19 protein-coding genes are annotated in these 17,986 nt (G+C 55.7%); 9 read left to right on the top strand and 10 right to left on the bottom strand.

Annotated elements, in window-relative coordinates:
• The first annotated feature begins 2 nt into the window (after positions 1 to 2).
• The 7 genes from AC6T8Q_RS15060 (at position 3) to AC6T8Q_RS15030 (ending at position 7,177) form a co-directional block, all read left to right on the top strand.
• Entirely contained in the window at positions 3 to 569 is a 567-nt protein-coding gene (locus AC6T8Q_RS15060) for a QcrA and Rieske domain-containing protein (protein ID WP_500679858.1), read from the top strand.
• Positions 566 to 2,521 carry a cytochrome b N-terminal domain-containing protein gene (locus tag AC6T8Q_RS15055; RefSeq protein ID WP_500679857.1) on the top strand — a complete coding sequence of 652 codons (1,956 nt, stop codon included), beginning with the start codon at positions 566 to 568 and terminating at the stop codon, positions 2,519 to 2,521. The genes AC6T8Q_RS15060 and AC6T8Q_RS15055 overlap by 4 nt, the downstream gene beginning before the upstream one ends.
• A 56-nt stretch (positions 2,522 to 2,577) precedes the next feature.
• Complete coding sequence (locus AC6T8Q_RS15050) at positions 2,578 to 3,396, top strand: hypothetical protein (protein ID WP_500679856.1); 819 nt, start codon at positions 2,578 to 2,580, stop codon at positions 3,394 to 3,396.
• A 78-nt stretch (positions 3,397 to 3,474) separates the two neighbouring features.
• Positions 3,475 to 4,299 carry an alpha/beta fold hydrolase gene (locus AC6T8Q_RS15045; protein ID WP_500679855.1) on the top strand — a complete coding sequence of 275 codons (825 nt, stop codon included), beginning with the start codon at positions 3,475 to 3,477 and terminating at the stop codon, positions 4,297 to 4,299.
• Positions 4,300 to 4,353: 54 nt separating this feature from the next.
• Positions 4,354 to 4,533 (top strand): hypothetical protein, encoded by a 180-nt coding sequence (locus AC6T8Q_RS15040; RefSeq protein ID WP_500679854.1) that lies wholly within the window; start codon positions 4,354 to 4,356, stop codon positions 4,531 to 4,533.
• Positions 4,534 to 4,572: 39 nt separating this feature from the next.
• Positions 4,573 to 6,585 carry an acetylxylan esterase gene (locus AC6T8Q_RS15035; RefSeq protein WP_500679853.1) on the top strand — a complete coding sequence of 671 codons (2,013 nt, stop codon included), beginning with the start codon at positions 4,573 to 4,575 and terminating at the stop codon, positions 6,583 to 6,585.
• 19 nt (positions 6,586 to 6,604) lie between these two features.
• Positions 6,605 to 7,177, top strand: a complete 573-nt coding sequence (locus AC6T8Q_RS15030) for a GrpB family protein (protein WP_500679852.1) — start codon at positions 6,605 to 6,607, stop codon at positions 7,175 to 7,177.
• 68 nt (positions 7,178 to 7,245) lie between these two features.
• Here AC6T8Q_RS15030 and AC6T8Q_RS15025 read toward each other — a convergent pair whose 3' ends face one another.
• Together AC6T8Q_RS15025 and AC6T8Q_RS15020 are read right to left on the bottom strand one after the other, a co-directional pair.
• The gene (locus tag AC6T8Q_RS15025) at positions 7,246 to 7,548 is read right to left on the bottom strand and encodes a type II toxin-antitoxin system RelE/ParE family toxin (protein WP_500679914.1); all 303 of its coding nucleotides are present in this window, start codon (positions 7,546 to 7,548) and stop codon (positions 7,246 to 7,248) included.
• A gap of 24 nt (positions 7,549 to 7,572) precedes the next feature.
• Entirely contained in the window at positions 7,573 to 7,797 is a 225-nt protein-coding gene (locus AC6T8Q_RS15020) for a hypothetical protein (protein WP_500679851.1), read from the bottom strand.
• A 180-nt stretch (positions 7,798 to 7,977) separates the two neighbouring features.
• On the opposite strand from AC6T8Q_RS15020, the gene AC6T8Q_RS15015 reads away from it, so the two are divergent.
• Positions 7,978 to 9,045, top strand: coding sequence for a lipid-binding SYLF domain-containing protein (locus tag AC6T8Q_RS15015; RefSeq protein WP_500679850.1), 1,068 nt, complete (start codon positions 7,978 to 7,980; stop codon positions 9,043 to 9,045).
• Here AC6T8Q_RS15015 and AC6T8Q_RS15010 read toward each other — a convergent pair.
• The 6 genes from AC6T8Q_RS15010 to AC6T8Q_RS14985 form a co-directional block, all read right to left on the bottom strand.
• Entirely contained in the window at positions 9,042 to 10,214 is a 1,173-nt protein-coding gene (locus AC6T8Q_RS15010; protein WP_500679849.1) for an acyltransferase family protein, read from the bottom strand. The two genes, AC6T8Q_RS15015 and AC6T8Q_RS15010, sit on opposite strands and share 4 nt — an antisense overlap.
• Positions 10,215 to 10,229: 15 nt before the next feature.
• The gene (locus tag AC6T8Q_RS15005) at positions 10,230 to 12,251 is read right to left on the bottom strand and encodes an ATP-dependent DNA helicase (RefSeq protein ID WP_500679848.1); all 2,022 of its coding nucleotides are present in this window, start codon (positions 12,249 to 12,251) and stop codon (positions 10,230 to 10,232) included.
• A 30-nt stretch (positions 12,252 to 12,281) separates the two neighbouring features.
• Positions 12,282 to 13,118, bottom strand: coding sequence for a thiazole synthase (locus AC6T8Q_RS15000; RefSeq protein ID WP_500679847.1), 837 nt, complete (start codon positions 13,116 to 13,118; stop codon positions 12,282 to 12,284).
• Positions 13,119 to 13,163: 45 nt separating this feature from the next.
• The gene (thiS, locus tag AC6T8Q_RS14995) at positions 13,164 to 13,382 is read right to left on the bottom strand and encodes a sulfur carrier protein ThiS (RefSeq protein WP_500679846.1); all 219 of its coding nucleotides are present in this window, start codon (positions 13,380 to 13,382) and stop codon (positions 13,164 to 13,166) included.
• Entirely contained in the window at positions 13,375 to 13,899 is a 525-nt protein-coding gene (locus tag AC6T8Q_RS14990) for a hypothetical protein (RefSeq protein ID WP_500679845.1), read from the bottom strand. The genes thiS and AC6T8Q_RS14990 overlap by 8 nt, the downstream gene beginning before the upstream one ends.
• 161 nt (positions 13,900 to 14,060) lie before the next feature.
• On the bottom strand, positions 14,061 to 14,741 hold the full coding sequence (locus tag AC6T8Q_RS14985; RefSeq protein ID WP_500679844.1) for a zinc metallopeptidase: 681 nt from the start codon (positions 14,739 to 14,741) through the stop codon (positions 14,061 to 14,063).
• Positions 14,742 to 15,039: 298 nt separating this feature from the next.
• On the opposite strand from AC6T8Q_RS14985, the gene AC6T8Q_RS14980 reads away from it, so the two are divergent.
• Positions 15,040 to 15,771 (top strand): Bax inhibitor-1/YccA family protein, encoded by a 732-nt coding sequence (locus AC6T8Q_RS14980; RefSeq protein WP_500679843.1) that lies wholly within the window; start codon positions 15,040 to 15,042, stop codon positions 15,769 to 15,771.
• A gap of 26 nt (positions 15,772 to 15,797) precedes the next feature.
• Here the strand turns inward: AC6T8Q_RS14980 and mqnE are convergent, their stop codons facing one another.
• Together mqnE and AC6T8Q_RS14970 are read right to left on the bottom strand one after the other, a co-directional pair.
• Complete coding sequence (mqnE, locus tag AC6T8Q_RS14975; RefSeq protein WP_500679842.1) at positions 15,798 to 16,931, bottom strand: aminofutalosine synthase MqnE; 1,134 nt, start codon at positions 16,929 to 16,931, stop codon at positions 15,798 to 15,800.
• Between the two features lie 59 nt (positions 16,932 to 16,990).
• A complete protein-coding gene (locus AC6T8Q_RS14970; protein WP_500679913.1) occupies positions 16,991 to 17,986 on the bottom strand; it encodes a UbiA-like polyprenyltransferase in 996 nt (331 codons plus the stop codon).

Genomic DNA, 17,986 nt, shown 5'->3' with positions numbered 1-17,986 from the left:
CCATGGATCAGAAATCACCGAAAACACGGCGGACCTTTGTGGCGGCGATCACGACGATCGTGGCGGGGACGATTGCGGTCGTAACGCCACTCTTGGCAGGTGTGGTGACCTTTCTCTCGCCGTTGTTCAAGAAAAGTGCCAGCCCCAAGGTTCGCGTGGGATTGTTGAGCCAGCTTCCCGACGACGGCGTGCCGCGGGCGTTCCCCGTGATCGCCAACCGCATCGATGCTTGGAATCGTTATCCCGATCAGCGGATTGGCTCGATTTATTTGATTCGCCAACCAGGCGAAGAAAAGCCAACAGCTTTCACGGCCAAATGCCCACACGCGGGTTGCTTTATCGGTTACACGCCGGGCGATGATAAGTTTCGCTGCCCCTGTCACACGAGTGCGTTCAATCTCAATGGCTCTCGGGTGAACGGCGATGCGGAGGTCGCACCGCGGGGGATGGATCACTTGCCGGTGACATTGGTCGACGTCACGGCGGGTGACGGCGAAAAGGTGCACGAAATCTGGGTCGAGTACATTGATTTTCAAACGGGTCTCAAGGAAGCGGTCCCCACGACATGAGCGGCACGATTGGTAAAGTCGTCGATTGGCTGGATGACCGCGCCGGGGTGCGCTCGTTGGTTCACGAAGCCCTTTATGAACGAGTCCCGGGCGGGGCACGTTGGCGATATGTGTGGGGGAGCACGCTGGTTGTGGCGTTTCTCACGCAACTCATCACCGGCACGTTCCTGTGGATGGCTTATAGCCCGAGCACGCAGACCGCTTGGGAAAGCGTGTTCTATATCCAATATGAAATGCCGGGGGGATGGCTGCTGCGGGGGATTCACCATTACATGGCCCACGCGATGGTGATGCTCTTGGGACTGCACTTCGCCCAAGTGGTGTGGGATGGCGCCTACCGCGCGCCGCGAGAATTGAATTTCGTCATCGGCATGGTTTTGATGCTGGTCGTGTTCGGGCTGGCACTCACGGGTTATTTATTGCCGTGGGATCAAAAAGGCTATTGGGCCACGAGCGTGGGGACGAATCTCGCGAGTCAAGCGCCGCTCGCGGGGCCGGATATTCGCAAGCTCGCCATTGGCGGGAGCGACTACGGTCATTTAACGCTGACGCGGTTTTTGGCTTTGCATGCGGGCGTACTGCCGGGACTGCTTGTCGTGCTGCTCGTGCCGCACTTGATGTTGTTCCGCAAGCATGGTCTGCATGCGAAGGAACCGCTGAAAGGCCCAGACGCCACGTTTTGGCCGGACCAGTTGCTCAAAGATTGCGTGGCGGCGCTGGGAGTGCTGGTCGTTGTCTTGGTGTTTGCCGTGTATGGCGGGGGCGCAGACCTCACCGCCCCGGCCGATCCGTCCAGTCCCTACAACGCCGCGCGGCCTGAATGGTACTTCTTGTTTTTGTTCCAATTCTTGAAGTGGTTCCCCGGCGATCTGGAAGTGTGGGGAGCCTTTGTCATTCCCGGCATCTTTGTCACGCTCATGTTTTTGATGCCGTGGATTGGCCGCAGCCGAGCGGGGCATAAGTTTAATGTTGGCCTGCTGGTGGTCGTGTTGGGAGGAATTGCCTTGCTCACAGCTCAGGCAGTCAACGATGACTTCTACGCCCAGTGGCATGAACGCACCGAAGACAATTCCACGCGCTACGATGCCTCTCGAGCTTTTATCACCGCCAAAGAACAAGCGGCACGCGATGCCGAGCGAATCATCGAGTTAGCCCAATCGGCTGAGCGAATTCCACCGACGGGTGCGCTGTCGCTGATGCAGAATGATCCGTATCTGCAAGGGCCAAAGTTGTTCGTGCAATATTGCGCGAGTTGTCACACGCACGAGCCAAATTCAGCGGACGATGAATTGCTGGGAATGGCTAGTGAGATGAAGATCATCAACCCCATGCCTACCGCGCCGAATCTCGCTGGGGTTGGTAGCCGCGAGTGGAATCTCGCGATTCTCAATCCTGAAAAAGTTGCTGACGCCCATCACTTAGGCTATGAAGGTTCACCCTTTGTCGAGGGCGACATGGTTACATTCGTGCGTGACGCCTTTGGCGAGGATGTTGAGGCTGAGAACCGTGAAGCCGTCGATAATGCCGTGCAGGCGATTGTCGATGCACTCACGAACGAAGCTGACATTCTGCGGAATCGTTCTGCGCTCGCTGCAGAAAAGACACAAGAAACAATTGCTCGTGGCCGCGAACTGATAACAGGTGGTCTCGCGGAAATCGTTCCCAACGGCATGAGTTGCGTCGATTGCCACAAATTTCATGATGCGGGCGAATTGGGCATGGCCCCCGATCTCACGGGTTACATGTCGCGGCAGTGGATGATCGACTTTATCAAGAACCCCGCGGCGGAGCGTTTCTACGGCGATCGCAACGACCGCATGCCGGCGTTCGCCCCGCATGATAATCCGCAGCTCAATCAGCTCGATGAGCACACGATCGGACTGATTGTCGATTGGCTGCGCGGGGATTGGGTGGTGACCGATGCTGGTGAGCCATCACCTGTCGAGAAGTAATGCTAGCAACGCTTGCCGGCAGACTTCCCAGAATCGCTACAGTTTGCCAACTTCGCATGTCGATTCTTAATGACGAAAGTCTCGAAATATCGGCCGAAGGAAGTGCGCGCATGTGGTGTAGCTATTGCCATCAAGATGTCCCTGCGGTTGCCTCGGAAGGGCGTGGTTCACGAACCTGTGCCAAGTGCAGTCGCGAACTCAAATTCACAGCGCACGTCACGCTGGTGGATACGGGCATCGCGCTCGAAACGTTTGATGCGCCGGTTCCTGCTATTGAAACAATCGATCCGCTCGTGCATTTGGAATCGCGGGAAAACCTGCGGCGGTTGGGTCGGCAACTGCGCGCTCCCTATCAACAACGCGTGGCACTTGATACCCCACCGTTTTGGGAGCGGCTTACTTTGGATGCTCCAGAATCGTCGGCCCAACTCCGTGCCATCGCACGGCAAGTGGAGCGCGAAGCCGAGGAATTGCCGTACCAACAAAAATCGCTGCCGTTGAGTTTTCTTCTCTCCGGCGGAATTCTGGCTTTTGTTTGTGGTTCGTTGGCCCTGTTGTGGTCGGCGGCGTTCAATCAAGCTTACATCTGGCAATGGGGACTCACGACAACCCTCGCCGCGGAAGGAATTCTGATCGTTGGACTAGTTTGGATGGCCGGGCGGTTGTGGCACAACAGTCGCCACTTGAATCATCAGTTGAGAGGCGTCGACGAGCAACTCGATGAAATCCACGAGCTTGCCGGTTCAATTTCCGCTCAGCAACTCTCCGCAAGCCAAAATTATTACCATCATTTCAGCCAAGTGGCCAATCCCCACATGCTCGTGGCGAATCTGCGCGGCCAGATCGATCAATTGGCCGAACGTATCGCAGGGTAACTTTTAAGTGCCCCGGTAAACCGGCTATACTCTTCAGGTATGTGTTGCCCACGCGGGCCATTTTACTTGAGGAGTTTCATGAGCACTTTCATCACCAAAGACGGCACGGAAATCTACTACAAGGATTGGGGCTCGGGCCAACCCATCGTGTTCAGTCACGGTTGGCCCTTATCGAGCGATAGTTGGGAAGCGCAGATGCTCTTCTTGGCTGACAAGGGTTACCGCTGTGTCGCTCACGATCGCCGCGGTCATGGTCGATCCAGCCAACCTTGGCATGGCAACGAGATGGATACCTACGCCGATGATTTGGCACAACTCATCGACAAACTTGATCTCAACGATATTGTCCTAATCGGATTCTCGACGGGGGGAGGTGAAATTACTCGCTACATCGGTCGGCATGGCACGCAGCGGGTGGCCAAGGCGATCCCGGTCAGTTCGGTCCCTCCCATGATGCTCAAAACGGCTGACAATCCGAAAGGCTTGCCTATTGAGGTGTTTGATCAGATTCGCGCCGGTTCGATCAAGGATCGATCACAGCAATACAAAGACATCGCTGGCGGACCGTTCTTTGGTTTCAATCGCCCCGGGGCCAAGCCTTCGCAAGGTATGATCGACTCGTTCTGGATGCAGGGGATGATGGGTGGCCACAAGAACACCTACGACTCGATCAAGGCCTTTTCCGAAACCGATTTCCGTGATGACCTCAAAAAGTTTGACGTCCCCACACTGATTATCCACGGCGACGACGACCAGATCGTGCCGATCGTCGCGGCGGGGCAGGAATCGGTCAAACTTGTGCCCGGTGCCATCTTGAAGATTTATCCCGGCGCGCCGCATGGCATCACGGATACGCACAAGGATCAGCTCAACAATGATTTGCTTGAGTTTATACGTACCTAAGTCTGATTGCAGATGTCATCACGGCGATGCATCAACTTCCTAAGGAACACAAGCATGGACCGTCAAGAAAAACATCAACAACAAAAAGAAAAAGAGCGTGTGCAGCAGAAGAAAGTTGATAAAGCGCATGAAGACGAGTCGCAGAAAAAACGACTCCCCATGAACCCCGTGTGGTTGATCTTGGGAATCGTGTTAACATTGCTGGTTGTGTACTTTTGGACGTTCTGGTTGTAATACTTCGCCCCTTGTCGCTTGTCTTTCCAGGAATCGATCATGCTCCGATTGCGTCTCTGCCTAGCCATATTCTTTCTGAGCATTTCCTCGCTCTGTTTGGCTCAGAAGGTTACGGTCAGTCCCTTTCAAGCCGACGGAATTTATGATCTCGGTGAAAAGGCAGGGTGGACCGTCAAGCGAACTGGCAAAGCTACGCCGCTGAAATATGTGGTTAAGGAGAACAACTTTGAGATGCTCAAAGAGGGAGAACTGCATTTCAGTAACGGCAATGCCAAGGTAGAGATCGCAGCCGACAAACCGGCCATGCTTTTTCTGGAAATCCGATCTTCAGACGAGGCGAAGCCGCTCGATGTCGCGGGAGCTGCCGTTGAACCGACGCAGTTGCAACCGTGCGTCCCGCGTCCGGATGACTTCGATGAGTTCTGGCAGGCTAAAATTGCCGAGCTTGAGGAAGTCCCAGCCAATCCAGTGCTCACTCCCGGCGAGAGTGGCCGCCCGGACATTGAGTATGGCCTCATTACGATGGATCACGTCGACGGGGGCAAGATTCATGGCCAATATGCGAAGCCAAAGAAGGCTGGCAAGAAACCGGCACTGCTGATCTTTCAATGGGCCAGCCCGCCCTATCCGCTTGATAAATCGTGGGTGCTGGGCCATGCCGCGCAAGGTTGGCTCGTGATCAACATCGAACCGCATGATGTGCTGCCGACCGAACCGCAGGAATACTACGACGATCTTCCCGACGAAATTAAGCACTACGAATCGATCGGCAACGACAATCGTGACGAGAGCTATTTTTTGCGGATGTATCTGGCCGCCTATCGCGCGGTCGACTATGCGGCGAGTCATCCCGACTGGGATGGCAAGACGTTGGCTTGTTACGGAACTAGCATGGGTGGCCAGCAAAGTCTGTGCGTGGCGGGGCTGCATCCCAAGGTCACGCACGTGATAGTCAACGTGCCGGCAGGGTGCGACACTAACGGCCCCCATTGTGGACGGCAGGCCAGCTATCCGAATTTTCCCGCTGATGATCCGCAAGTGATGGAAACGGCGCGATATTTCGACGTCGTGAATTTCGCACCGAAAATCAAAGCGACGACGCTCATCGCGTTGGGTTTTGTCGACGAAACGTCGGCTCCTGCTGGGATTTGGACGGCCTACAATTTAATTCCTGGCAAAAAGGAAGTCGTGCCGCTCATCGATTCGCCGCACAACCATCTGGCCACGCCCAAGCAGTTGGAACCGTGGAATAAAGAGTCGACACGGTGGTTGGCGACGCTCGCGGAGGGGAAGCCGCTGGATGTCGTGCCAATCTACGACCCGCAGGCAAATTTTAAGAAACACCCAGCAATTGAAAAGACAGACGCCAACTCACAACTTGCCCACGAACAAATGGTCGCGAAGGCCAAGCAAGGGGGCATCGATCTGTACTTTCTGGGAGATTCGATCACGCGGCGGTGGGGTGCGAGCGATGCCGCCTACAAGCCGATGCTCGAGAATTGGCGGAAGAATTTCTTCGGTTGGAACGCGGGTAACTTTGGTTGGGGAGGCGACAGAACGGAACACATTCTGTGGCGGATCGAAAACGGCGAGCTTGAGGGTTTGAATCCGAAAGTGATCGTGCTGCTGGCCGGCACCAACAACGTCAACGGCCAGGCGGGTGATGAAGCAAAGGTGACGGAAGTCGTCGACGGAATTCGAGCGATCATCGCCACCTGCCAGGAAAAATCCCCCGAGTCGTCGATCGTCCTCACGGCGATCATGCCCCGCAACGACAACAACTCGGCCGCGATGCCAACGATTGATGAGATTAATGATCTCTTGGCTAAACTTGCCGACGGCAAGCGAGTGCGCTTTCTCAACGTGAACGACAAGCTTGTCGACGGCGAGGGGAAATTATCCGAAGGCATGACTGATGACGGTGTGCATCTCACGGTCGATGGTTATCAGGTTTGGGCCGATGGTCTGAAGCCGATTCTTAGCGAACTCTTGGGGCAACCTGCGAACACAGATCATGCGCCTGCGCCGACCGGTGATCCGAGCTCGAAGTAAAGGATAGGGAGTAACTCAGATGGCAGTTTTAGAAATTGTTCCCTATCAACCGTCGTGGCCCAACGATTTCAAGGTAATTGCTGGTGCATTGCGTAAGGGGCTCGGAGCAAAGGCTATACGCATCGACCATATTGGTTCCACAGCTGTTCCTGGTTTGGCCGCAAAAAACATCATCGACATACAGGTAACAGTGGCAGCATTCGATGATGATTTATTAAACAAGTTTGAAATGCTCGGTTACTCACGTGCCGAGAATATCACAAGTGATCATCAACCTGCCGGGGATGTTGCGTCTAAAAGTGAATGGGAAAAATGGTTCTTTAATCCACCGCGGCACCAGCGTTTCACTAATACACATGTCCGATTAGCTAGCCGAGCTAATCAAAGATACTCGCTTCTATTTAGAGACTATCTTCGCAGGCATCTACCAACTGCTGAAGCCTATTGCAAACTTAAAATGTTACTCGCAACTGAGTTGAAGGATCCAAAGAAGTATCCCAGCGTTAAGGATCCCGCTGTTGATCTCATTTACTTTGCCGCTGAGAATTGGGCTTCGCAAATTGGATGGCAGCCTTGCCCTACTGATGCATAGTTGTTCCCAGCTATGACCTTTCCTTGCCGGCAGGGCAGTGTTGAAGCTGATTAAGCGCGAATAAGGAATTAGAGATCGTCAGATGTTAAATCGGCTTGTGCAAGATGTCGTATTGTATACACGATGACATCGCTATCTCGAATTTCAAAGATAGCACGATGGGTAAACTTCTTACCCGATCCAAAGTAAAGCTCTCGCAGTTCTTGATCGAAGTCTTCATTCTCTCGTGCGAGCCGACATCGTTCGGGATTTGAGGAGAGTGACTGGAGCGAAGTTTCAGAATGCTCCAGCCATTTCAACGCCTGCTCTGCGGATCGATTTCCAGACCACCAGAGTGCGATCTGAGCGAGTTGCTGTTTCGCTCGCGGCACAATGATCACACGGTACGTCACGCGCTAGTTCTCGATTTGCTGACGTATGCCTGCGAAGGCTTCCGACAATAATTCACCCTTTCCCTCCTCGTACTCATTCATGCCGTGGCGGATATCGCCAATCGTGGCATGATACTCGCTCAAAACACCCAAGGCGGCTTGCAACAGATGCTCCTCGGACGCATAAACGCCAAGGGCCATATTTTGATCGACGAGTGTCCTGATTTCAGGCGGGAAATTGTACGACATAGCTTTTCCTCCGTAGCTAATTATACCAGATCGCCATTATGCTAGCACCCGGCGGCCAAATTTTGGCGCTTTCAGAACGCACCGACTGGTTTAGAATCTCGACCCAGACGGCGATGCTTCGCGTAGTTATCTTGCCCCGCTATTTTTTCAGTTTACGAGTTTTCAATTTACGGAGTTCCCATGCGTCACGGATTGGCCGCACTCGTTGTTATCACGCTTGGATTGGTTACAACTCGCTCGTGGGCGAACGATCCCACGACGACGATTACCCAAAGTGAACAGGTGCTGGCGGAATTGATCGCTATTCCCGGGCGGTCGATTCCCACACGGCTACTCAATGAAGCGCAAGGCTTGGCCATCATTCCCCGCGTGATCAAGATTGGTTTTGTCGCCGGCATACGCCGTGGGCAAGGTGTGGTTATGATTCGCGATGCCGACGGCAGTTGGGGATTGCCACGGTTTGTGACCCTTACGGGGGGCAGCGTCGGTTGGCAAGCCGGCGTGCAAGGAACCGACGTGGTGCTGGTCTTCACAACCCGGCGGAGCGTCGAAAGTCTGCTCAATGGCAAGTTCACGATTGGCGTCGATGCCGCCGCCGCCGCGGGTCCCGTCGGACGCAATGCTTCCGCTGCAACGGACATGCGCTTGCAAGCGGAGATTCTCTCGTACTCACGTAGCCGAGGCTTATTCCTGGGGGCGTCGGTTGATGGTTCGGTGCTCGAAATCAATCAAGCCGCCAACATGTCGTTCTACGGAACTACGGATCCCAACATGCCGCAAGTGATTCCGCCAGCGGCCACGCAAATGCAGGCCTTCGTGACCGAACTCACCGGGGGTATGCGCGTGGAAGCCGTCGCGGCGGAACAAGCGGCCACGACGCCTGATAGCTCGGTCATACCAGCCACGGCGATTTCGCCGGTGCGAGTGGAAGCCCTGCGGCAAGCGCTGGTCTCTTCCTCCACGCAACTTGCGCAAATCCTCAATCCGGATTGGGATAAGTATTTGGCACTTCCCCCCGAACTGCGAACCTCGGGTGACGGAGCCGATATCACGGCGCTTGAGAATGTGTTTGGTCGCTTTAAGCTGGTGAGCGGCGACACGAAATTCACCGATCTTACTTCGCGACCAGAATTTCAGACGACTATGGAACTCTTGCGCGAATACATCGACGCGACTCGCGCGGCCATGCCGACCTTGCTCCTCCCACCACCACCTGCGGCAACCGTCGGAGCTCAGCAAGTACGCTAAACCCGGATGCTCCAGCCTTTGAGGCTGAGTAGCCACATGGCAATCCACCAAAAGGTGACCGTGGCGACCGCATAGCCCAGCGAGGCGAGTTCGGGGCTCGTGATCCACGAGGTAAAGAGCGTGCTGTAAAGCCATTGCTTTGTGGAAACTTCGCCCACGTGCGTTACGCTCAGCAGCACCGCGCATAGCCCCGAAGCCACGAACACGAGAATCGCGTTTACGCCGACGATTTCAAATGCTCGGCCAATTCTTCGCCAGCCCCAGATATCAAATTTCAGCAGCGACCCGGCCAGCACAATCGACCCCCAGCCGGCGGTCAGGACGACGAAGCTGCTGGTCCAAAGTTTCTTATTGATGGGCAACACTGTGCCCCAGAGCAATCCAATCGCGACGGCGATGGCCCCCGCGATTAATAGGCCCACAACTGTTTTGACGTTTACTCCGCGGCGTTGGATGAACAGCCCCACCCAATATCCGGCCAGGGCCGTCACGATCGCAGGGAGGGTGCTCAGGAGACCTTCGGGGTCGGTCTTTTCGCTGGTGGCTTGGGTGTACATGTGGCTTGGTCCCAGGATAGCCAAGTCGACTTCGCGCACGACATTGCCGTCGGGCGAAAGATTGGTTTGGTAATTATCCGTCGGTAACCATGCCAGTAGTCCCCAATAACCGAGCAGCAGAACCGCCGCGAGGATCACTTGAGAACGCAGCCCCAAGTGCAAAACGACAAGCGAAGCAAGCAAATAGACCAAGCCGATCCGCTGCAACACACCCGGAAACCGCCAGTTGCTCCAAACGATTGTGTCCGCGTTACCCAAAAGAAAGTTGAAAATCGATGTCGAGCGATTGAGCAGCAGCCCCAAGGCGATCAACACAATCGTGCGGCGAGCAATTCGCCAATACACCGCGGGAGAAACTTCCGCGCCATTGCGGAACTTGCGCAGCGAATAAGCCAGTGCGGTTCCGACGATGAACAAGAAAAAAGGAAACACCAAGTCCGTGGGAGTCCAACCATGCCAGGGAGCATGCGCGAGCGGCCAATACATATGCCCCCAGTCGCCCGGATTGTTCACCAGAATCATGGCCAAAATCGTCATGCCACGAAAAGCGTCGAGCGCGAGTAGTCGTCCACTGGTCTGTTCGGTGATAACAGGTTCAACAGTCTGTGCCACGGTGGGTCCTCAATTTTACGAGCCAATCAGCACAGCATAGTCCAATTGCGATTTCCGGCAATTGGGGAGCGAATCGACAAACGTCCGGCCGTATGATTTTGTGTGAATCCGCGGGTCGAGAATCACCACGCGGCCCGTGTCGGTGCGGCTGCGGATCAAACGGCCAAAACCTTGCTTGAGCTTGAGCACCGCTTCGGGGAGTTGATACTCGCGAAACGGCTCGCCGCCATGATCGCGAATCGCTTCAAAACGGGCCTCAAGCAGGGGGCGATCCGGCACACTGAACGGCAGCTTGGCGATGATCACCAACTGCAAGGCATCCCCCGGCACGTCGACCCCTTGCCAGAAACTGTCGGTCCCCAGCAAAACGGAGCGCGGATCGGCTTTGAAATTCTCGATCATCTGCGTCCGCGAGGTGCCATCGGCTTGGCTTAGCAAGTTAAGGTTGTTGGCACGCAGCCAAGGCGCCAACTGCGTGGCCGCGCGGCGCAGGGATTCGTAACTCGTGAACAACACAAACGCATGGCCATCGCTCTCGCGGACAAAATGACGAATCATTTCGAGCGAGGCCTGATCGAATTCTTGGCGTTCGCTGGAAGGGTCGGGCATGCCTCGTAAGGTCACCAATTCGGCCTGCTCGGAATAGTCGAAGGGGCTGTCGAGTTTCAGCGTGTTGCTTTTCACGAGACCGATGCGATCGCGGAAAAACTCAAACTTGTCACTGTGTCCGACGGCTAAGGTAGCACTCGTGAGAATCGCGGTAGGGACTTGGTTAAAGAGTTGATCGCGGAGCACTGGACCGACGTCAATCGGCGAAGCCAACAACGAGAGCCGCGGAACACCGCGACGAGTCCGGTAGGCTTCGACCCAATAGACGGCCCCCGCGAGTTGTTGGCGGTGCCAGGAATTGAGTTCGCCCGAGAGGGCAATCAGCCGATCATGAGCGGAAATATAATCCTGCTTGTCGGTTTCTTCATGTTTAGCATCACCAACTCGCTTAACTTCCCGCGCGAGTTTGTGTAGCTCACCGCTGAGTTGATTCTTGATCTCAAGCGGTTGAGTAACGCGGCCATTGCTGGGAGCTTTGTCTTCCTGCCAATCCAACAGGTCGGCGAAAAACTCGTCCGCCACCATGCGGCAGCGTTCGACGATTTTTTGCAAATCGCGCATTTCAAAATCGGCGAGCAAACCTTTTTGTGTCCGCTCGTTGTAGAGCCGGCTCAGTGTGTATTCAATTTGCCCGTTGGAAAGACGAATCCCCATGTGGTCGGCCGCCACACCCTCGATGGTGTGGGCTTCGTCGAGCACCACAACGTCGTAATCCGGCAAGATATTCACGCCGGCACGTCGCAGGGCCAAGTCACTAAAAAACAGGGCATGATTAACGATCAAAATCTGAGCATTCTGAGCCCGACGGCGATCCTGATAATAAAAGCACTTACGATGGGTCGGGCAATTGCGACCCATGCAGTTGCCGTGGTCGCTCATCACTTCTTCCCAAACTTGCGGGGTCGGTTGGAACGAAAGATCGCTCCGCGAGCCGTCGGTGGTCGTCTCGCTCCAGTCGCGAATCGCACGCAACTCGTCGAGCGATTCGTATTTATCGAACAAGCTGCCACCGCGTGCGATGGCTTTGTGTAAGCGACGCAAGCTGATGTAATTGCCGCGGCCTTTGACCAAGACGGCCGAAAACTCACGTGGAATCACGCTGTTGAGCAGCGGCAAATCTTTGTGCAGCAGCTGTTCCTGCAAGCTGATCGTGTGCGTGGAGATCACGACTCGCAGAGGCTTCTTTTCTTGAGATTCGGAGCCTTCTTCCTGCGTCGCGGCCAAAATGGCTGGCACCAAATAAGCGAAGCTCTTGCCCACACCGGTGCCTGCTTCCACGACAAGATGCTGCTTGTTGCGAATCGCCGCGGCCACGGCAGCGGCCATCGCAAGTTGCTGCGGCCGCTCTTCGTAGTGCGACAACCGCCGAGCAATCGAGCCCTCGGGCCCAAGTATGTCGGAAACGTCAATTTGACTGGAGGTCGGCATCGGTCCTTCATTCTGCCGTGAGAGAATTTGTTACCGCGGTCGCGTGGTGATCGTTCCTTCTTCGGGACTACTGGCCGTGGCGTAAAGCTTTTTCGGAATGCGGCCTGAAAGGAAAGCGAGTCGTCCAGCTTCGGTCGCGTGACGCATCGCATCGGCCATTCGTAAGGGATCCTTGGCGTGGGCGATGCCCGTGTTCAGCAGCACGCCGTCAACGCCCAGCTCCATCGCGATGGTTACGTCGCTGGCCGTGCCGACGCCGGCATCGACGATCACGGGATAATCAGGGTCGTTTTCCTTCAGATACTCCAAACAAATGCGAATGTTATTGGGATTGAGCACGCCTTGGCCCGAGCCGATCGGACTACCGGCGGGCATCACGCTCGTGGCCCCGGCGTTTTTCAATCGCCGTGCGACCACGGGATCATCGGTCGAATAGCACAGCACCTGAAAGCCTTCGGCGACGAGCTTTTCGGTCGCTTCCAAAGTGGCAATCGGATCTGGCAGCAGTGTTTTGGTATCGCTCAGCACTTCGAGCTTCACCCAATCGGCACCAGGATTTTCGAGACCCAACAAAATTTCGCGGCCTAGCCGGGCCACACGGATGGCATCCTCGGCATTGAAACACCCAGCCGTGTTGGGCAGTAAGGTGTAGCGCTGGGTGTCGATGAAATCGAGCAGATTATTACCAGCCGCATCAATCAACCGCTCGCGACGGATGGCGACCGTGATGCAATCGGTGCCCGAACGTTCCAGCGATTCGCCCATCAACGCGTAGCTGGCATATTTGCCCGTCCCCACAATCAACCGACTGTTGAGCGTGTGCGTGCCGATGGTGAGCGAATTTTCTGTTTGCAGATCAGTTGCCATTCTTTCGGGTCCCTGCGAATCGTTGATTCGCGGCTAGTATTGTCCTTAACCGCCACCCACAAGGGTCACGACTTCCACGCGGTCGCCAGCCTCAAGTTGCGTCTCGGCATGTTTTGCGCGGGGCACAAGATCTAAGTTCCGCTCCACGGCCAGCGTGCGCGGATCGAGTTCCAACTCGCACAGCAAGTCAGCAATTGTCGAACCCTCGGCGAGTTCACGCGGTTGGCCATTAACCGTGAGTTGCATCATGCTTCTCTCATTCATCGCGAACAAAGGCCGTGCGGAACGAGCCACCCGCCACACGCACGAAACTGCCTCGTTGCGGTTCGCCTTTGTTGTTCAACGTGGAGTTCCAAGGCAAAGCATAGGCATTCACCGTTCCGCCTGAAGCCTCGGCGATGTAAATCAGGCTGTTGCCGATTTGGTAGGCCGCCTGGCCACGCGGGATGTTGGCCATGCCGGTGACCATCAAAAATTTGGGGTTCTTGGGGAGCGTGCCAAAGTCTGCCAAAATATTCTTCTCAAAGAAGGAGACAAATTCCCCCGTGCGGCGACTGACGACGGCAGCACGGAGATCGCCCGTGAGAAAGTCGAGAAAGTAAAACGCCTCGATTTCCATGTCGACAAAGCCGGTGGCGATGGCGAAGTTTGCCTCGCCGTGGGTGGCGGTGGCTTGAACTTGGGTGCCTTGGCCCAAACCGTACCAGCCAACAGCTACGACCATGCCGACAAATATGCCGAGCACCACCAAGGCCGCGTGGTTACAGAGCCGCTGCACCATTGAGATTCTCCCGCAACAGGCGGGGTGAGATTCGTCACCCCAGGTTACCAGCCGCCGAAAATCACGCGGCTTTTCAACCCTTTATGGTATCCGGTCGGGGAGTGCCTTTCTAGGCTGCAAACTGGGTATTCGGGGGTCGGGACAACCCGGCTCACCTTGTATTATTCACGACTGTTGCCTGTGAAGCGGACAATGTAGTAGAGCAACGTCATCACGGCTTGCAGTGTGCCAGCCACGTAAGTCCAGGCGGCGGCGTTGAGCACCTTGTTCACGTGGACCATGTCGTTGCTGCCAACGATACCGTGCTCGACAAGCAAGAGCTTCGCCCGCTTGCTGGCGTCGAACTCGACGGGCAAGTTCACCAATTGGAAGAACACCACAAAGGCGAAGGCCACGATACCCACGACGATCAGCTTGGGAGCCGAGAGCAGGGCACCGGCAATAATCATGATCATGCTCATGTTGCCGCCAAACGTCGCGGCGGGAACGGCCGCATTGCGTATCACGAGCGGCATGTAGCTATGAGCATCTTGCAGGGCGTGTCCCGCTTCGTGCGCAGCGATACCCACAGCCGCGGTCGTGCGAGCACTGTAAACGTCTTGGCTCAGCCGCAAAACTTTGTGGCGCGGATCGTAGTGGTCCGACAGGTGGCCAGGGACTTGTTCAATCGCAACATCCTGCAAACCGGCGGAGTCCAAAATATGCCGAGCGGCGGCGGCACCGCTCAGCGGTGTCGATACCTTTTGCGCGGCAGCAAAGGTACTCTTCACGCGCATCTGAGCCCACACCATGAGCAGCAGGGCGGGGGCAATCATCAAAAAATAGAGCGGATCAAAAAACATTGTCTTCCTCTTGTGGTCTTTCGTCGTCCGGAGCGAGATCTTGGATCAGAGCTCGTCGAACTGTGGATTTCTACGGATTAACTGCGATTTTGGTTCAACAACCACCAAATCGCCGATTTTAGGAAATTTTACGGCCAAGACCGGCTCAACCTACACGCTTGACCCTGATTTCACCACGGGACGATACAATTTGGGAGTTCGACTTCCTAATTCGGTTTGGCCCGAGCTAGATTATTAAGGTAGACTCACCCCACACGGCCATTCGGCAATACTTATTCCTACTTAGGAGTACCAAGAAATGAACTACGGCTCACAGCAATCCGAGAATCCTTATTCGCTCTCCGGCATGATGTCGCTCACCGCGGCCCAAGCCACCCAAGACGAACGGGCTTCGTTCATTTCCAAAACTTATATGCACCTCGCGGGGGCGATTGCCGCCTTCGTGGCGCTCTCCGCCGTGTTGCTGAGCCTGCCCATCACCGAGCAAATGGTCGGTTTGATGGTGGGGACTCGCTACGGCTGGCTGGTTGTGATGGGTGTGTTCATGGTGGTGAGCTGGGTTGCCAACTCGTGGGCACTCAGTGCCGTGTCGCTGCAAAAGCAGTACATGGGCCTCGGGCTTTACGTGTTCGCCCAGGCCGTGATTACGGCCCCGCTGCTGTATTTCGCCAAGACATTTAATCCTGACGTCATTCCCACCGCGGCCGCCGCCACTTTGGGCCTGTTTGGCATTATGACGGCGATTGTGTTTATTACGCGCAAAGACTTTTCGTTCCTGCGATCGGTTTTGATTTTCGGCTTTTTTGCGGCGATGGGAATTATCGTTTGTGCAATTGTGTTTAACTTCGAGCCAGGCCCAATCTTCACTTATGCGATGATCGCATTTGCCTGTGTGTCGATCCTCTACAACACGTCGCAGGTTCTGCACAACTACCGCACGACTCAGTACGTGGCGGCTGCCTTGGGCTTGTTTGCCTCGGTCATCCTGCTGTTCTGGTACGTGTTGCAGCTGTTCATGTCGCGCGACTAGCGTGAGATAAAAACAGCCAGACAAGCTCAGCCCACGGCGATTTGCTCGCCCGTACGCCAGCGATCACCCGTGCGCTCGACCCGATGGTAGAGCGTATCGCGTTCGATCGGCACGCGGCCTGCTTCTTCTATGAGGCGGCGGATTGCTTCGACGCTCAAGATTTCGGGCGTTTCGGCCCCGGCATCGTGATAGATCAGCTCGTGCCGCACGGTGCCGTCGAGGTCGTCGGCCCCGTAGGAAAGGGCGCACTGGGCAGTCCCGATGCCGAGCATGATCCAATAGGCCTTGATGTTGGGAATGTTGTCGAGCATCAGCCGACTGACGGCCATCGTGCGCAAATCCATTGGCCCCGAAGGCTTGGTGATGTGGCTCAAGCCGGTGTTGTCGGGGTGGAATGCCAGGGGAATGAATGTTTGGAACCCGCCCGTTTCGTCCTGCAATTCACGCAAGCGCAATAAGTGATCGATGCGGTGGTACGGCTTTTCGATATGGCCGTAGAGCATCGTGCAGTTGGAACGCAGCCCCAACTGGTGAGCCGTGCGGTGCGTTTCGAACCAACGGGCGGAATCCGCTTTGTGTTCGCAAATTTGTTGCCGAACTTCGGGATGGAAAATCTCGGCCCCGCCGCCGGGGAGACTTCCTAGCCCCGCGTCGAGCATATCTTCCAGGACCCAGCGGATCGGTTTCTTAGTCTGCCGCGAAAACCAATCGATCTCCACGGGCGTCCAAGCTTTGAGATGCAGGCTCGGATAGTTTTCGTGCAACAGGCTCACCACCTTGCGATACCATTCGTACTTCGCCTGATGATGGAGTCCACCGACGATGTGCATTTCCGTGGAACCCGCGTCGACGGCTTCCTGGCCACGCGCGAGAATCTGCTCGTCGTTCATCCAGTAACCCTTGGCATCGCGCAGATCGGCGCGGAACGCACAGAACGTGCAGCGATAAACGCAAATGTTCGTCGGGTTGAGATGCGTGTTGATGTTGTAGTAAGCGAAGTTACCGTTCTTGCGTTCGCGAACCAAGTTGGCCAACTCGCCCAGCTCCGGCAGGGGGACTTCCTGTTGATAAAGCAAAACGCCGTCGTCGAGCGTAAGCCGCTCGCCGGCTTCCACTTTTTCGCGAATCGGTTGAAGAATGGGTGAGGAAGTGCGAAGCATAATTTTTTTTGTAATCCGTTAGCCGCAGTCGTCTCGACCGTAATGTGAACAAAGCATTATCACCCAGCACCAAGCCAGAGGTCTAGGGTTCCAACCGCAAACAGACCCAAGCTGATCACCGCATTGACGTTGAAAAACGCGACATTCACCCGGTCGAGATCGTCGGGCCGCACCAGGGCGTGCTCGTAAATCAGGAGCCCGGCGACCACCACAATCGCGATCCCATACAGCACGCCAAACGCGGGATAGACAAAGGGAAGTAGCACCAACAGCCCCAGCGTGGCGGCGTGACACAGGGCAGCCAGACGCAACGAACGGGCGATCCCCAGCTTGGCGGGAATGCTGTGCAATTTCCGCTGGCGGTCGAATTCAAAATCCTGGCAGGCGTAGATGATGTCGAAGCCGGTCACCCAGGTGAGTACGACGCCCCCCAAAACAACGGCTGGGAGCAAATCAGCGGGATCGGCCAAAACCTGTTCACCGCGAATCGCGATCCATACGGCCACGGGCGATAACGCCAAGGCCGTGCCGAGCCACAGGTGTGCGAGCGCGGTGAAGCGCTTGGCAAAACTGTAGCCGCACAGGAAGGCCAAGACGGGGAGACTCAGATAAAGTGGCAAGCGGTTGGGAAGAAACAAGAGCGTGCTGGCGATGAACGCTAAGCCGCAAGCGGCTGTGAAGATTGTCACCAGGGGAACACTCAGAATTCCCGCTGGGAGATGTCGCCCCGCCGTGCGAGGATTCGCGGCGTCGATTCGTCGATCCACGAGACGATTAAACGCCATCGCCGCGCTGCGGGCGAACACCATGCACAGCAAGATGCCGAAAAGTTCTTGCCAGCGCAAATCCCAGATTGGTAGATTGCGCACCCGAATGTTCACATCGTATCCGCCAAGAAATTCAAGCTTCCTTGTTTGATAAATCACGATGGATTTTAGCTCATCTTCTACGGCACCGAGCCGCCACGCCATCATCGCACTCAACAGCGCAAACGGTAGCGCGAAGATCGTGTGGCTAAAGCGAATCAGTGAAAGGAGATGGCTGACGGTTTGCAG

The sequence above is a fragment of the Bythopirellula sp. genome, assembly GCF_041737835.1.
Classification (GTDB): domain Bacteria; phylum Planctomycetota; class Planctomycetia; order Pirellulales; family Lacipirellulaceae; genus Bythopirellula.
The sequence above is the reverse complement of the archived record's forward strand: the minus strand, read 5'-3'. Positions and strand labels throughout refer to the sequence as shown.

Bases quoted from the DNA above. Each gene is read 5' to 3' on its own strand.
- AC6T8Q_RS15055 (WP_500679857.1), top strand. From the start codon at position 566: ATGAGCGGCACGATTGGTAAAGTCGTCGATTGGCTGGATGACCGCGCC.
- thiS (WP_500679846.1), bottom strand. From the start codon at position 13,382: ATGAATGAGAGAAGCATGATGCAACTCACGGTTAATGGCCAACCGCGT.
- AC6T8Q_RS14990 (WP_500679845.1), bottom strand. From the start codon at position 13,899: ATGGTGCAGCGGCTCTGTAACCACGCGGCCTTGGTGGTGCTCGGCATA.
- AC6T8Q_RS15015 (WP_500679850.1), top strand. From the start codon at position 7,978: ATGCGTCACGGATTGGCCGCACTCGTTGTTATCACGCTTGGATTGGTT.
- AC6T8Q_RS14985 (WP_500679844.1), bottom strand. From the start codon at position 14,741: ATGTTTTTTGATCCGCTCTATTTTTTGATGATTGCCCCCGCCCTGCTG.
- AC6T8Q_RS15045 (WP_500679855.1), top strand. From the start codon at position 3,475: ATGAGCACTTTCATCACCAAAGACGGCACGGAAATCTACTACAAGGAT.
- AC6T8Q_RS15040 (WP_500679854.1), top strand. From the start codon at position 4,354: ATGGACCGTCAAGAAAAACATCAACAACAAAAAGAAAAAGAGCGTGTG.
- AC6T8Q_RS14980 (WP_500679843.1), top strand. From the start codon at position 15,040: ATGAACTACGGCTCACAGCAATCCGAGAATCCTTATTCGCTCTCCGGC.
- AC6T8Q_RS15035 (WP_500679853.1), top strand. From the start codon at position 4,573: ATGCTCCGATTGCGTCTCTGCCTAGCCATATTCTTTCTGAGCATTTCC.
- AC6T8Q_RS15000 (WP_500679847.1), bottom strand. From the start codon at position 13,118: ATGGCAACTGATCTGCAAACAGAAAATTCGCTCACCATCGGCACGCAC.
- AC6T8Q_RS15020 (WP_500679851.1), bottom strand. From the start codon at position 7,797: ATGTCGTACAATTTCCCGCCTGAAATCAGGACACTCGTCGATCAAAAT.
- AC6T8Q_RS15050 (WP_500679856.1), top strand. From the start codon at position 2,578: ATGTCGATTCTTAATGACGAAAGTCTCGAAATATCGGCCGAAGGAAGT.
- AC6T8Q_RS15005 (WP_500679848.1), bottom strand. From the start codon at position 12,251: ATGCCGACCTCCAGTCAAATTGACGTTTCCGACATACTTGGGCCCGAG.
- mqnE (WP_500679842.1), bottom strand. From the start codon at position 16,931: ATGCTTCGCACTTCCTCACCCATTCTTCAACCGATTCGCGAAAAAGTG.
- AC6T8Q_RS15030 (WP_500679852.1), top strand. From the start codon at position 6,605: ATGGCAGTTTTAGAAATTGTTCCCTATCAACCGTCGTGGCCCAACGAT.
- AC6T8Q_RS15060 (WP_500679858.1), top strand. From the start codon at position 3: ATGGATCAGAAATCACCGAAAACACGGCGGACCTTTGTGGCGGCGATC.